At 56.7% G+C, this 14,008-nt stretch carries 13 protein-coding genes; 6 read left to right on the top strand and 7 right to left on the bottom strand.

The window, feature by feature from the left end:
• Positions 1-74: 74 nt before the first annotated feature.
• The 4 genes from ACJ8PE_RS03005 to ACJ8PE_RS03020 all read right to left on the bottom strand — a co-directional run bounded on the left by ACJ8PE_RS03005 (position 75) and on the right by ACJ8PE_RS03020 (position 4,871).
• Positions 75-575 (bottom strand): hypothetical protein, encoded by a 501-nt coding sequence (locus ACJ8PE_RS03005; protein ID WP_089191941.1) that lies wholly within the window; start codon positions 573-575, stop codon positions 75-77.
• A 102-nt stretch (positions 576-677) separates the two neighbouring features.
• Entirely contained in the window at positions 678-1,067 is a 390-nt protein-coding gene (locus tag ACJ8PE_RS03010) for a DUF3592 domain-containing protein (protein ID WP_033643543.1), read from the bottom strand.
• A gap of 12 nt (positions 1,068-1,079) precedes the next feature.
• Positions 1,080-3,425: a type VI secretion system Vgr family protein gene (locus ACJ8PE_RS03015; protein ID WP_046687340.1), complete on the bottom strand. Its 2,346-nt coding sequence runs from the start codon at positions 3,423-3,425 to the stop codon at positions 1,080-1,082.
• Positions 3,426-3,938: 513 nt separating this feature from the next.
• Positions 3,939-4,871 carry a LysR family transcriptional regulator gene (locus ACJ8PE_RS03020; protein WP_197793626.1) on the bottom strand — a complete coding sequence of 311 codons (933 nt, stop codon included), beginning with the start codon at positions 4,869-4,871 and terminating at the stop codon, positions 3,939-3,941.
• A 97-nt stretch (positions 4,872-4,968) separates the two neighbouring features.
• Between ACJ8PE_RS03020 and pcp the strand changes: the two genes are divergently transcribed.
• The gene (gene pcp, locus ACJ8PE_RS03025; protein ID WP_069100035.1) at positions 4,969-5,616 is read left to right on the top strand and encodes a pyroglutamyl-peptidase I; all 648 of its coding nucleotides are present in this window, start codon (positions 4,969-4,971) and stop codon (positions 5,614-5,616) included.
• Positions 5,617-5,651: 35 nt separating this feature from the next.
• Here the strand turns inward: pcp and ACJ8PE_RS03030 are convergent, their stop codons facing one another.
• The 3 genes from ACJ8PE_RS03030 to ydgT form a co-directional block, all read right to left on the bottom strand.
• On the bottom strand, positions 5,652-6,683 hold the full coding sequence (locus tag ACJ8PE_RS03030) for an NADP-dependent oxidoreductase (RefSeq protein WP_033650857.1): 1,032 nt from the start codon (positions 6,681-6,683) through the stop codon (positions 5,652-5,654).
• A gap of 85 nt (positions 6,684-6,768) precedes the next feature.
• On the bottom strand, positions 6,769-7,188 hold the full coding sequence (gene uspC / locus ACJ8PE_RS03035; protein ID WP_033650858.1) for a universal stress protein UspC: 420 nt from the start codon (positions 7,186-7,188) through the stop codon (positions 6,769-6,771).
• 197 nt (positions 7,189-7,385) lie between these two features.
• Complete coding sequence (gene ydgT, locus ACJ8PE_RS03040; RefSeq protein ID WP_004934895.1) at positions 7,386-7,601, bottom strand: transcription modulator YdgT; 216 nt, start codon at positions 7,599-7,601, stop codon at positions 7,386-7,388.
• Positions 7,602-8,958: 1,357 nt separating this feature from the next.
• Between ydgT and flhD the strand changes: the two genes are divergently transcribed.
• The 5 genes from flhD to cheA all read left to right on the top strand — a co-directional run bounded on the left by flhD (position 8,959) and on the right by cheA (position 14,008).
• Positions 8,959-9,309, top strand: coding sequence for a flagellar transcriptional regulator FlhD (gene flhD / locus ACJ8PE_RS03045; RefSeq protein ID WP_033643537.1), 351 nt, complete (start codon positions 8,959-8,961; stop codon positions 9,307-9,309).
• A complete protein-coding gene (flhC, locus tag ACJ8PE_RS03050) occupies positions 9,309-9,893 on the top strand; it encodes a flagellar transcriptional regulator FlhC (RefSeq protein ID WP_016927281.1) in 585 nt (194 codons plus the stop codon). The genes flhD and flhC overlap by 1 nt, the downstream gene beginning before the upstream one ends.
• Before the next feature lie 145 nt (positions 9,894-10,038).
• Positions 10,039-10,929 (top strand): flagellar motor stator protein MotA, encoded by an 891-nt coding sequence (gene motA, locus ACJ8PE_RS03055; protein WP_015378266.1) that lies wholly within the window; start codon positions 10,039-10,041, stop codon positions 10,927-10,929.
• Positions 10,926-11,990, top strand: a complete 1,065-nt coding sequence (gene motB, locus ACJ8PE_RS03060) for a flagellar motor protein MotB (protein ID WP_164106754.1) — start codon at positions 10,926-10,928, stop codon at positions 11,988-11,990. The genes motA and motB overlap by 4 nt, the downstream gene beginning before the upstream one ends.
• Positions 11,987-14,008, top strand: a complete 2,022-nt coding sequence (cheA, locus tag ACJ8PE_RS03065; RefSeq protein WP_197793627.1) for a chemotaxis protein CheA — start codon at positions 11,987-11,989, stop codon at positions 14,006-14,008. The genes motB and cheA overlap by 4 nt, the downstream gene beginning before the upstream one ends.

Raw genomic sequence — 14,008 nt, forward strand, 5'->3', positions numbered from 1 at the left:
CAGATGAAGAAAACGATGCGGCGTCCAGAGCCGATCGCGAATGCGGGGAGCATTTCCTCGCGTCAAAGGGATTATCAAGAGGACAGTGCGTTGTCCTTCCCGCTTATTTTACGAGCCAGCAGTACGACGGCGACGGACAATGCCGCGGCGATCGCCTTGGCGGTAAATTGGCCTGCGCTCTCCAGATGATAGGGGGCAAAAAAGCCGACGCCGGCGGTACCCAGAATCAGCAGCGCGGCGAGCGGGGCAAAACAGCTCAGTTCTATCGCCAGCGCCAGTCTGCCGGGGGCCGCCGCACCCAGATAACCCATCAAAAAACCGGGCAAAATCAGGAACCCGATCAGCTCCGCGGGCGCGTTCACCGCAGACATCACCTGCTGGTTGTACTTCAGGATCGCCAGCATCAGTGCGACAAAGATCAGCAACCGGACGGACAATGCCGCCGTTCTGCCCGCGGGTAAGACGGTCTTGCAAATGGCGGCGATCAATACGCCGCCAACCAGGATGCCTAAGAAGGTAAACAGGATTTGTCCCCAGAGGCTGTCCTGCGTCGAAAAGGCAATAAACGCGCCCATCGTGACACTTCCTTATGCAAGGTGATTTAGCGAACTGATGGACGACAAGTCGTTTTCACAACGTTGAAATCGGATCGCGTTGATTGAAAAAGTTCTTTTCGCTCAAAGTCGGGATAACTCTTCGATCACCGCTTTTTTGGGGTTCTTGGGATCGTACTTTATCGCGGTGAAATGACCCGGCTGATAACGCGGCAGATCAACGACGCTGATCGGGCCTTTCGCGACGGCCGTATGGTTTTTTCCGTCTTGGGCGATGTATTTGACTTCCACTTCGCAGACCGGCCGATTCCCGTCCCACAGGTTGGTCTGGCGGATGCTGACGATTTGCCCGGAGGCGGAAACTCCGTTCTCCATCACGCTGAGAGAGGAACCGATGTGTTTGAAATAGCCCCAGATATCGACCGTGATGAATTTGAAAAAACCCACCAGGCTGAGAATAGGGGCCAATAAAATCAAACCGATTACGGTGAAGATATTTTTGGCTTTGGACATGGGCATCCCTACTTATAAAAAGATCGCCAGCGCCTTGCTGCTCAATCGCAAAGAACCGTTGGTTATTAAGGCCCCAAGCTGCGTGAACGTCATGGGATCGTTGCTTAGCTTGAAATTGGTTTTGCTGATCGAAAGCGGGTTATGGGAAACATCGAACATCGTGTGCTTGACGCTCAGCCCCGTTAAGGCAAGGTTGGCGCCTATCGCGGTCCACTTATAGCCGTGGCAGTTATCTTTCCAGGTGGGCGCCGAAATAGACACGCCGTCCTCACTGGTAATGCTGATGGTTTTTGCCGTGATGGTCAGCGAACCGCTAATGGTCGTTTGCTGATCGTTTTTGTAGGTTTCTTTGACATTCCCCGTGATGTCGGTGGTCTGGCCGCCGGCCTCCACCGTCAGCGTCTGACCGCCTGCGGTGACGGTAGTGGTTTGCCCGCCGGCGGTGATGGTGGTGTGCTGCCCGCCGGAGGTGATGTTGACCGTCTGCCCCTTGTTGATGGTGTTGGTCTGTTGCCCCTCGGTAATGTCGAGGGTCTGGTCGCCTTTCACCGTGACATGCTGGGTTTGCGTAATGTTTTGCGTCTGCGCGCCGTCAAGTTTGAAGGACTGATTGCCGGTGATGTCGATCTTATCGCCGCCGTCGATAATCGTCAGGGCGCGGCCGCCTTTGATGTTCACCGTCTGGTGAGCGTTCAGGTTGGCGGTTTCCAGCCCATCGACGGTGGTGGTGCGTTTCGCTTTGTACAGGAACGTGGCGTCGCCGGTGACGGTATCGTTCTGCTGGCGACCGATGGTGGTGGTGCGACTGCCGTCAATATTGACGTTCTTGTCGTTTTCCACCGTCATGTTCATGTTGCGTTCGGCGTGCATGTCGAAAGATTCGTTGCCGGGCGAGTCTTCCAGGAACAGGAAGCTGGCATTGTCGACGCCGCCGCCTTTGCTGCGGCTCATAAAGCCCATTTTGGTGGCGTCGCCGGGCAGATCCCAAGGCGGCATGCTGTCTTCGTTGTAAACGCGGCCGGTGATGATGGGGCGATCCGGATCGCCGTTGATAAAGTCGACCACCACTTCCTCACCCACGCGCGGGATTTGGATCCCGCCGTATTTCCAGCCGGCCCAGGCGCTGGAGACGCGCACCCAGCAGGAGCTGGTTTCATTGCCGCTGCCGTGGCGATCCCAACGGAACTTGAGTTTCACCCGGCCATATTTATCGGTCCAGATGCTTTCGCCTTCCGGGCCAACCACTTCGGCGGTCTGCGGGCCATGGGTTTTCGGCCAGGGTGTGGTGCGCGCCGGGCGCCAGTTGATGTCCGCCGGCACCACCTGAAATTCGGTATGTTGCTCGCCAACGTCGTTATCGTTGCTGGCGTAGCTGTTTTCCTGCATGAAGTAACGCGCGCTGACCACCAGATAGGCGCGGTTGTCTTCCATGCGCGGCGCCTGGATCAGCTGAAAACGGTAGCCGGGCGCAATGCCCTGCGAACTGCCTTCCCCGCTCATCTGCTCATGCTGCGCTTCGAACTCCTGTTGGCGCACCTTGACGTAAAACTGGCCGTGGGCGTGATCGGTATAACGCCCGGGCCAGTCGAACACCTCGGCTTTATCCTGTGCGAACGAGGCGGGATTCTGCCGGGCCTCGAGCAACCGTGCGCGCGGTTTACGAAAATCGTAGTCATCCAGGCTATACAGGCTGGGCGTGATGGCGTCCGAGACGCTCCAGCTGTTGATGCTGTCCTTGTTTTCCACCAGACCGCCTTCCGCGAGCTGATAGGGGATGCTGGCATAGCCGGCGAGTTCCTGATGCGCCGCCGGCGCGTCGGCCAGCACCAGCGTATGGCCGTCCTGCTGGTGCGTGAAATAGTAATAGATGCCTTCATGTTCCATCAGACGACTGATGAAATCGAAATCGCTCTCCTGGTACTGCACGCAGTACCCCCAGATGCGGTAGTCGTAACTCAGACGGTTATCGATCTTCACCTGATACTGCCCCAGCACCTGGGTCAGGATGTCGGGAACGGTCTTTTCCTGATAGATGCGAAAATCGCGGTTTTGCGTCAGGTACCACAGCGTGGGGCGCAGCACGGCGCGGTAGATATAGTAGCGGTTGCCGCCGGCTTCTCGTCCGGAGAGGGTCATACGCGTGATATTGCCGTTGAGATAACGCGGGGCCATCGGGTTGCCCCGCAGCTCCAGCGTGATTTTTTGTCCCAGCAGCGATTTCAGATCGAGGCGATTGTCAGGGCTGAGCAGCTCGACGTCGAACTCGAACAGCCCGGCCAGTCTTTCCTCACCGGAAAGGCTTCTGAACAACAGCTGATGGGCGGGCAAAGGCGTGTGCGCAATGATAAGGCGATCCATACTATATCCCCGGTTTAGGCATAGCTACCGCACGAGATTTGACGCGCGATCCCGATGGCGTATCTGTCACGAATTGAGACAGGGGCTGACGAAAGATTTAACAAAGTTTACACAAAGGCACGATTTGTGCAGTCTACAATAGAGCTCTGCATTTGCAAAATAGCCTTGTGGATCAATGCTCAATTCGTTAACTTGCTCACGATCTGGTTTTTTATTATCTAAAACATATAGATACGATCAGATCTTTTTTTATCCAAAATTATTGGGAAAATGGTAATACCAAATAATAAATCTGTAACACTTAAGTCAACGTGTTTATAAAACAACTCTTTTTTTCCGTGAAAAAAGTCACTGAGTATTTTTTATCCTTACCATTCGTTAGTTAAAGATGATCAAATATATAAATTTACCGAATGTTAATTCGGATGATTCCTATTTGGCCGGCGTGAAAAGCCCGCGGTGCGGGCCTCCGACGGTGAGTCTGAATGGTTGATAAAGCAGCAATTGATGCGGTTAGCGCGGAAGGGGATCGAGGGAAAGTCGGCTTATCAGGTCACAGAGCCAGATTAAGGCCGGGTCGCGTTGCGCCTGTCGGCCGGCGATCAGCTCAATGGGGAAAGGCGCGATGGCCAACTCCTCAGGCAGCGGGAGAATGCGTACGCGTTGCGGATCGGAAAAACGCCGGGCCACGCTGGCGGCCAGGGTGGCGATCAGATCGCTGTCGGCGACCACCGCCGGCAGGGCGACAATGTGTGAAAAGGTCACGGCGACGCGCCGCTGGCCGCCGATTTCCGCCAGACGGCGGTCGACCAAGCCTCTGGCAGAGCCGTCGTCAGCCGGCGCGTACAGCCCGTGCGGCAGGCTGAGGTAGCGGGCCAGATCCCAGCGGCCATCCGCCAATTGCGGGTGTGAACGGCTGGCGATACAGACCAGATGCTCTTCAAACAACGTGCGCACATAGTGACTTTCCGCCCCGGAAAGATGCCCTCCCAGCGCGACATCCACCTCCCCGCTATCCAACTGACGGTAAATATTGCGGCGATCCAGACGCGAAACGCGAATATCGATGCCGGGGGCCACCTGACGCAAACGGCTGATGATGGCGGGCAGCAGCAAGATATCGGCATAGTCGCCGGCGGCCAGCGTAAAACGCCGCTGCCCGGCGGTGGCCGGATCGAAACGGGCCGGTGGGGCCAACGCCAGATGGATTTGCTCAAGTACCCGCTGTATCTGCGGCATAAGCTGGTGGGCGCGCGGCGTGGGCGCCATGCCGCCGCCGCTGCGGACAAACAGCGGATCGTTGAGCAGAATGCGCAGTCGCGCCAATGCATTGCTGACGGAAGGTTGCGCGCGGTTAAGACGCCGGCCTGCGGCGGTGACGTTACGAGTCTGATACAGCGCTTCAAACACCACCAGTAAATTGAGATCGACGTTGGCTAAATTCATTTTATGAATACTCTATATACAGATAATCCATTTCCAGAATCTTACAGCGTTCCCTAGGCTGGTAGCACACGAATTTAGCCTTCAATCAGGGGAAATGATGAACAAAGTGTTAATCACCGGCATTGAGCCGTTCGACGGTGACGCGGTGAACCCTTCCTGGCAGGTCGCGCAGGCATTGGCCGGAGAGCGTATCGCCGGCGCGGAGATCGCGGTGCTCGAGTTGCCGTGCGTATTGGGCGTGGCCAACCAGCAGCTGATCGCGGCGATTGAGGCATTGCAGCCGCTGGCGGTGATCTGTCTGGGGCTGGCCGGCGGTCGGGCCGAAATATCCCTGGAACGGGTAGCCATCAATTTGATCGATGCCCGCATTCCCGACAATGCCGGTAAACAGCCGATTGACGTGCCGGTGGTTGCCGGCGGGCCGGTGGGTTATTTCAGTACGCTGCCCGTCAAGGCCGCGGTGCAGCAACTGCGCCGGCAGGGGATCCCGGCGGGCGTTTCTTACACGGCGGGCACCTATAACTGCAACCATATTTTTTATGGTCTGCGTCACTATCTGGAGACTCAGCATTCGCGGGCCAGGGGCGGATTCGTGCACATTCCGTACAGCCATGAACTGGCGGCGGTGCATCCGGGCAAGCCGAGTATGGCGCTGGCGACGATGGTGGAAGCGGTGCGCACTCTCGTGCAGGTGACGCTCACGGTAGAGGAAGATGTGCAATTCGGCGACGGTGCCGTGCATTGACAAGCAGGGCGTGGCGCGCCACGCCCTGATGCGCGTTATTCGTCAGCGACGCGGATCACCAGTTTGCCGAAGTTTTTGCCCTGCAGCAGGCCGATAAAGGCCTGCGGCGCCTGCTCCAGCCCATCGACGATGTCCTCGCGGAACTTGATCTTTCCTTGCTCGACCCAACTGCTCATCTGTTGCAGGAATTCATCAAAGCGTGAACCGTAATCGTCGAAGATGATAAAGCCCTGCATGCGGATACGTTTACGCAAGATCAGCCCTTCCAGCAGCGGTAAGCGGTCCGGCCCGGCGGGTAACCCGGTGGCATTGTAATGGGCGATGATGCCGCAGACCGGAATGCGCGCTTTGGCGTTCAACAGCGGCAACACGGCGTCGAATACGGCGCCGCCGACGTTCTCATAATAGATGTCGATGCCCTGCGGACAGGCGGCGGCCAGCTGTTCGGCAAAGTCGGGGGCGCGGTGATCGATACAGGCGTCGAAACCCAACTCTTCCACCACATAGCGGCATTTGTCCGCACCGCCGGCAACGCCGACGACGCGGCAGCCTTTCAGTTTGCCGATTTGGCCGACCACTGAACCGACCGCGCCGCTGGCGGCGGCGACCACCAGCGTTTCACCCGCCTGCGGTTGGCCGATATCGAGCAACCCCATGTAAGCGGTAAAACCGGGCATGCCCAGCACGCCGAGCAGGCGGGAAGGGTGCGGCAAGTGTGGGCCGAGATTGCGCAGGCCGCTGCCGTCGGACAGCGCGTAATCCTGCCAACCGTCATAGCCCAATACCCAATCGCCGACGTTGAAATCGGGATGCTGTGAGGCCGCCACGCGAGAGACCGTTCCGCCCACCATGACCTGACCGATTTCCACCGGCGGCGCGTAGGAGGGGGCATCGCTCATGCGTCCGCGCATATAAGGATCCAACGACAGATATACGGTACGCAGCAGCAGCTGGCCGGCCTCGGGTTGTGGCACGGCGACCGTGTCGAGGCGGAAATTCGCCGCCGTCGGTTCGCCGTGCGGACGCGAGGCCAGCAGAAAGCGGCGGTTCTGTTGAGAAGGGGACATCGAAAGCTCCTTTGTGTTGCGACAAACAAGGTTCGTTAAGCCTAGTCCAGGGGCGCCAAGGCAACGTTACCGAATGTGCTTAGCCTCAGAGCGGAACGATCAGCACGTCGATATGGCTGATGTTGATGAAGCGGGCTGCGGAACAGGAGACTTTGTTCATCATGCTGTCGCGGTGATTGCCGCAGAGCAGCAGGTCGAACGGCTGACGGCGGCTGGCAAATTCCAGGCTGTCGCCAAGCTCGCCATGCACGATAAGGGTATCGGCGATCGGGTAGCCGGCGCGTTGGCGCAGTTCCTCCATAAACAGCCGGGTTTCCTCTTCCATCAGCGTGCGCAAATCGGCCAGCATCGGCCCGGCGAAATTATTGTACATTTCCGGATTGGCGAGGGTGCTTAACAGGGTGATGTTGCCGCCGTAGGGGCGGACGATAGAGACGGCCTTTTCCACCAGGCGATGGCTGTCAGGCGCGACGGCGACGGTAACCAGAACGTTTTGATACCCCATATTCCACTCCTTGTTGCATCCGTCGTGTTTCAGGCTGCCGCGTCGGGGCCTTGGATGAAATGCTGCGCTCGGATAAAGGGTAGAACCTGGCGGGGGGAATAAATGTGTTTCGCATCACGCGCGGCAATAAAAGCTGAGTTTGCTCCGGTTATATAGCAATAAAAGATAAAACCGTTGCCGCACGTAATTTCACTGAATTAAAGCACCTGCGCCCACAGCGTTTTCGGCACCTTGCCCAGATCGAACAATTTACCGGCAACCAGCTCGGCGCGACGGTGGTCGGCAGCACGGTACATATTGCTCATTTCTGTATCGTTTTCAATGGAATAGTTCAGTTTGTCGTACACCTTCTCCAGGCTGTCCAAAGAGGAGCATTTACGGAATGTCAGCAGATATTCGAGCGTATCGGTCATGATTAAAATATAGCCTGTTAATAGTTAAAGCCGGGTGAATAACACATAGCGGCTCACGGCGACGCCGTCGAGGCAGCGATGTACGACCTGACAAAAATCATTTCAAGTGAATAAATTGCACTGGGTAATAATGTGACGCCGCCCGTGGCGGCGCTGGGATAAATCATAATATGCAAGTGCGGCATCAGCAATCTCATCCTGCTGATAAATGAAGAAATAGGGAAAGTCTCAGGGCGATGCGTCACGAACGAGAAGCTTAAGCGTCGACGTTTCCGCTGCGTGCAAGCGCGCGAAGCCGCGCTCGCTCTCCTTTGGCGGTGTTTTTTTCACCTGTCCGGGGGGCGGTCGCAGCACGAGGCGATGTATGTTGCCGCTGTCGGCATTGAAACTACGCCTGTTTGGCCTGCGCGATTATGGCAAGTAAAACAAAACTGCGTTTTATTTTATTGCAATGAACCGATGGGGCGCGGGAATTTTAATAACGTCTGGAACGGCGTGGTAATTAATGCGCCGGCAAAAAAGAAATAAAAAAACGCTAAAGCTTTAGGATGTGCTGCCGATATGTCGTTTTGGGGTAGTTTAACGTTAAAAAACCATTCTTGCGCCGCGCTAATACGGAAACATATCGTTACGTCTATTGGCTTGTTCACTACGCCAGCGAATCATTGATAAGCCATAATCACCTGATGTTGAAAATTAGAACAACCCTCTGCGGAGGGTTTAAGTCAAATCCGATAGCTAATAACCTTATAGTTTACATTGGTTATTTTTCACCTCGGATATTTTTTAGCGGCTCAAATGGTTATTTATACTAAGATTGTTGCCTATATGCAGATTTTTGTTCTGTTATTTTGGTTTGGTGATGGTTTTGTTCGAATTGATCTAAAAAAGATAATTTTTTGGCTGATAAACATTGTTTTTAAGACGTTTTTTTACCTAAGGCGATTTTATGAGCAAAATGCGGGTCATAAAATGTGCGAATTTAGGGGTATTTGGCTTAATTATTTTTTATTTTTGTGATCTATGTCACATTGTATTTAAAATTGCCTCTCACTTACATTGTGTGTGCTAATGGTTCGGGGGTAGAGTTGCGCTGCTTTAGGAATAATCTTATTAAATTTGTAAAAATAGTTTCATGGTGACTAAACACTATCGAAGCAGAATGCTGTACATCCATACACGTTGGTTTACGCTCGTAGCAAATACTGAACAGTGGTCGAATTTAGCGATTGGCGAAAATTATAGCAGTCGTTTTTGAGAGATTAATTTGCCAACTTTGGGAAACAACCCAGGTCACGGGCGATAAAATTTATCACCCAGCGTATGTTTTTAAACATAGTCTGTCGGGATGGGGAATATGGGTACGTCTGAATTACTTAAGCATATTTATGACATCAATTTGTCATATTTACTTTTAGCACAGCGTTTGATCAACGATGAAAAAGCGTCCGCGATGTTCCGCCTTGGTATTGATGAGACCATGGCCGATGCGTTGGCGCAGCTGACTTTGCCGCAAATGGTCAAACTGGCCGAGACCAACCAGCTGGTTTGCCACTTCCGCTTTAACGATCACCAGACCATCGAACGCCTGACCAAAGAGTCGCGCGTCGACGATCTGCAACAAATCCATACCGGCATTTTGCTATCAAGCCATTTACTGCAAGAGCTATCGAGTAAAGACGCTAGCCCGACGAAGAAAAGAGCCTGATGATGGTTGAGAAAAGCATTGTTCAAGAAGCCAAGGACATTCAGCTCGCCATGGAGCTGATTTCGCTGGGGGCCCGTTTGCAGATGCTGGAGAGTGAAACCCAGCTCAGCCGCGGGCGCTTGATTAAACTTTACAAGGAGTTGCGCGGCAGCCCGCCGCCAAAAGGAATGTTGCCGTTCTCAACCGACTGGTTTATGACCTGGGAACAGAATATTCATTCCTCGATGTTTTATAACGCCTACCTGTTTCTGATGAAAAGCGGACAGTGCAGCGGGGTGGAAGCGGTGATCAAAGCCTATCGCCTCTACCTGGAGCAGTGCCCGCAGCAGGCCGGCGAGGCGCCGTTGCTGGCGTTGACCCGCGCCTGGACGCTGGTGCGCTTCGTCGACAGCGGCATGTTGCAGCTCTCCGCCTGCAGCTGCTGCGGCGGCGCATTTATCACCCACGCGCACCAGCCGCTGAACGGTTTCATCTGCAGTTTATGCCAACCCCCATCCCGCGCCGTAAAAAGACGTAAACTTTCGCCGCAACTGGCCGATATTATTCCTCAACTGCTGGACGAGCAGGTCAAACGCGCCATTTGAGCCGCCACGTTGCCGGCTCTCGGCAATGAATACCGACGTGTGATACGCAGGGGCGGCATGCCGCCCCCAGACATGCAGCCTGGTCTGTCGCGCCAGGGCGCGTTTGCCCCACCTTCCATCCACATTGTTAATTTAAGGAATGCGTGTGCTAGTTATTTTGGGTTATCTCGTGGTATTGGGTGCGGTGTTTGGCGGCTACCTGATCGTGGGCGGTCATCTCGGTGCGTTATATCAGCCGGCGGAGTTTCTGATTATCGGCGGGGCGGGGGTCGGCGCTTTCATTGTCGGCAACAACGGCAAGGCGATCAAAGCGACGCTGCGCGCCCTGCCGCGCCTGATGCGCCGTTCCAAATACAACAAAGATCTGTATATGGATCTGATGGCGTTGCTGTTCCGTCTGCTGGCCAAATCGCGTCAGCAGGGCATGCTGTCGCTCGAGTTCGATATCGATAATCCGCAAGAAAGTGAAATTTTCTCTAATTATCCGCGCATCCTTGCCGATAACACCCTGGTGGAGTTCATTACCGACTATTTACGGCTGATGGTGAGCGGCAATATGAATGCGTTCGAGATCGAAGCGCTGATGGACGAAGAGATCGAAACCTACGAGCAGGAAAGCGAAGTGCCCGCCGGCAGTCTGGCGATGGTGGGCGACTCCTTGCCGGCGTTCGGCATCGTCGCGGCGGTGATGGGGGTGGTGCACGCCCTGGCTTCGGCTGACCGTCCGGCCGCTGAACTGGGCGCGCTGATCGCTAACGCCATGGTCGGTACTTTCCTCGGCATTTTGCTGGCCTACGGCTTCATCTCGCCGCTGGCGACGTTGCTGCGTCAGAAGAGCGCCGAAAACGTCAAGATGATGCAGTGCATCAAAGTCACGCTGTTGTCGAGCCTGAACGGTTACGCGCCGCAGATCGCGGTCGAGTTCGGCCGTAAAACGCTGTATACCACCGAACGTCCTTCTTTCGTTGAGCTGGAAGAACACGTGCGCCGCGTGAAAGCGCCGGCGCAGCAGGCGACGGAAGAAGAAGAAGCATGAAACAGAATCATCCGGTCGTTTTGGTCAGAAAGCGCAAGTCGCATCATGCCGCCCATCACGGCGGCTCCTGGAAGATCGCTTATGCCGACTTTATGACGGCGATGATGGCGTTCTTCCTGGTGATGTGGCTGCTGGCGATCGCCAGCCCGCAGGAGCTGACGCAAATCGCCGAATACTTCCGCACGCCGCTCAAGGTGGCCCTGACCAGCGGCGACAAGAGCAGTTCCGAAAGCAGCCCCATTCCTGGCGGCGGCGACGATCCAACGCAACAGCATGGCCTGGTGAAAAAACAGGTCGATTCGCCGGACTCGCGCGCCGAAGAGCTGCGCCTGAACAAGCTGCGCGAAAAGCTGGATGAGTTGATTGAGTCCGATCCGCGCCTGAAGGCGCTGCGTCCACATCTGTTGATCAACATGATGGACGAAGGGCTGCGCATCCAGATTATCGATAGCCAGAACCGGCCGATGTTCAAAACCGGCAGCGCGCAGGTCGAGAGCTACATGCGCGATATTCTGCGCGCGATAGCGCCGATCCTTAACGACTTGCCGAACAAAATCAGCCTGTCCGGCCACACCGATGACATCCCTTACGCCACCGGCGAACGCGGCTACAGCAACTGGGAACTGTCGGCCGATCGCGCCAACGCGTCGCGACGCGAGCTGATCGCCGGCGGCCTGGCGGAAGGCAAAGTGCTGCGGGTGGTAGGCATGGCGGCCACCATGAGCCTGAAACAGCATGGCGCCGATGATGCGATTAACCGCCGCATCACCGTACTGGTGTTGAACAAGCAAACGCAAGAGGGCATCGAGCACGAAAATGCCGAAAGCAACGCGCTGGATATTGCCCAGCCGGACAGCCTGAAGCAGCTGGCGCCGTCGGCGACCGCGCCGGCCAGCCAAACGCCGGAATCCTCGACGACAGCCCCGGAACCCGCGGCGCCAACGCCGAACGCTCCACCGCAGGCGTCCCCGGCGATAGCCCCGGCCGACCAGGCGTCGGAACCACCGGCGGCCGCACCCGCACCGACTAACCGCGACTCACAGCCAGAGGTGACCCCGTGAGCATGGACATTAGCGATTTTTATCAGACCTTCTTTGATGAGGCGGACGAGTTGCTGGCCGACATGGAGCAACACCTGCTGGAGCTGGATCCGCTGGCCCCCGATATCGAGCCGTTGAACGCCATCTTCCGCGCGGCGCATTCGATCAAGGGCGGCGCGGCGACCTTTGGTTTTTCGGTGCTGCAGGAAACCACCCACCTGCTGGAGAACCTGCTGGACGGTGCAAGACGCCAGGAAATGAGCCTGAGCACCGAGATTATCAACCTGTTTCTGGAAACCAAAGACATTATGCAGGAGCAACTGGACGCCTATAAAACCTCGCAACAGCCTGACGCTGAAAGCTTTGAATACATTTGCCAGGCGCTGCGTCAGCTGGCGTTGGAAGCGCAACAGCAGCAGGAGGCGCCTGCGGCTCAACCCGCCGTTCAGCAGCCGGTCGCTCAGCCATCGGCCGCGCCGGCGGCGAACGAAGGCGGCATGCGCATCAGCCTGAACGGGCTGAAAGCCAGTGAAATCCCCTTGATGTTGGAAGAGCTGGGCAACCTCGGCGAAGTTAAAGACCCGCATCAGACGGAACACAGCCTGGACGTGACGTTGCTCACCTCCGCCAGCGAAGACGACATCAGCGCCGTGCTGTGCTTCGTGCTGGAACCGGAACAAATCAGCTTCTCTACGCCGACGCAAAGCGCGCCGGCCGTCGCGGAGGCGAACTTGCCGGAGACGGTCGCTGCGCCGGAACCGGCGCCAGCGCCGATCGCCAGCGCCGCGCCGCCTGCCGCCAAACCGGCCGCCGCTCCGGCGGAAGCGCCGAAAGCGCGCGCCAAGGCGAGCGAATCCACCAGCATTCGCGTAGCGGTGGAAAAGGTGGACCAACTGATCAACCTGGTGGGCGAGCTGGTGATCACCCAGTCGATGCTGGCGCAACGTTCCGGCACGCTGGATCCGGTGAACCACGGCGATCTGCTGAACAGCATGAGCCAGCTGGAGCGTAACGCACGCGATCTCCAGGAGTCGGTGATGTCGATCCGCATGATGCCGATGGAATACGTCTTCAGCCGCTACCCGCGTCTGGTGCGCGATCTGGCCGGCAAGCTGAACAAACAGGTGGAGCTGACGCTGCAGGGCAGCTCGACCGAACTGGACAAGAGCCTGATCGAACGGATTATCGACCCGTTGACGCACCTGGTGCGCAACAGCCTCGATCACGGTATCGAAGAGCCGGCCGCCCGCATCGCCGCCGGTAAATCGGCGGTGGGCAATCTGGTGCTGTCGGCCGAACACCAGGGCGGCAACATCTGTATTGAGGTCATCGACGACGGCGCCGGTCTGAACCGCGAAAAAATTCTCGCCAAGGCCGCTTCGCAAGGGCTGGCGGTGAGCGACAGCATGAGCGACGAAGAGGTCGGCATGCTGATCTTCGCGCCGGGCTTCTCCACCGCCGAGCAGGTGACCGACGTTTCCGGCCGCGGCGTCGGCATGGACGTGGTGAAAAGAAATATTCAGGAGATGGGCGGCCACGTCGAGATCCGTTCGCAGGCCGGTAAAGGCACCACCATCCGCATTCTGCTGCCGTTGACGCTGGCGATCCTCGACGGCATGTCTGTCAAAGTGAACGACGAAGTCTTTATTCTGCCGCTGAACGCGGTGATGGAATCGCTGCAGCCGCAGGCGGAAGACTTGCACCCGCTGGCCGGCGGCGAACGCGTGCTGCAGGTGCGCGGCGAATACCTGCCGCTGGTGGAACTGTATCGGGTATTCGAAGTGGAAGGCGCCAAAACCGACGCCACCCAGGGCATTGTGGTGATCCTGCAAAGCGCCGGCCGCCGCTATGCGTTGCTGGTGGATCAGCTGATTGGCCAGCATCAGGTGGTGGTGAAGAATCTGGAAAGCAACTACCGCAAAGTGCCGGGCATTTCCGCCGCGACCATTTTGGGCGACGGCAGCGTGGCCTTGATCGTCGATGTCTCGGCGTTGCAAACCTTGAACCGTGAAAAGCGTCTGACGGACGCCGCCGCATAA

The organism is Serratia sp. CY74737 (assembly GCF_052166775.1).
In the GTDB taxonomy this organism is placed as follows: domain Bacteria; phylum Pseudomonadota; class Gammaproteobacteria; order Enterobacterales; family Enterobacteriaceae; genus Serratia; species Serratia ureilytica.

Coding starts and splice junctions, on each gene's coding strand:
- ACJ8PE_RS03005 (WP_089191941.1), bottom strand. CDS start 575: ATGGGCGCGTTTATTGCCTTTTCGACGCAGGACAGCCTCTGGGGACAA.
- ACJ8PE_RS03010 (WP_033643543.1), bottom strand. CDS start 1,067: ATGTCCAAAGCCAAAAATATCTTCACCGTAATCGGTTTGATTTTATTG.
- ACJ8PE_RS03015 (WP_046687340.1), bottom strand. CDS start 3,425: ATGGATCGCCTTATCATTGCGCACACGCCTTTGCCCGCCCATCAGCTG.
- ACJ8PE_RS03020 (WP_197793626.1), bottom strand. CDS start 4,871: ATGAATTTAGCCAACGTCGATCTCAATTTACTGGTGGTGTTTGAAGCG.
- pcp (WP_069100035.1), top strand. CDS start 4,969: ATGAACAAAGTGTTAATCACCGGCATTGAGCCGTTCGACGGTGACGCG.
- ACJ8PE_RS03030 (WP_033650857.1), bottom strand. CDS start 6,683: ATGTCCCCTTCTCAACAGAACCGCCGCTTTCTGCTGGCCTCGCGTCCG.
- uspC (WP_033650858.1), bottom strand. CDS start 7,188: ATGGGGTATCAAAACGTTCTGGTTACCGTCGCCGTCGCGCCTGACAGC.
- ydgT (WP_004934895.1), bottom strand. CDS start 7,601: ATGACCGATACGCTCGAATATCTGCTGACATTCCGTAAATGCTCCTCT.
- flhD (WP_033643537.1), top strand. CDS start 8,959: ATGGGTACGTCTGAATTACTTAAGCATATTTATGACATCAATTTGTCA.
- flhC (WP_016927281.1), top strand. CDS start 9,309: ATGATGGTTGAGAAAAGCATTGTTCAAGAAGCCAAGGACATTCAGCTC.
- motB (WP_164106754.1), top strand. CDS start 10,926: ATGAAACAGAATCATCCGGTCGTTTTGGTCAGAAAGCGCAAGTCGCAT.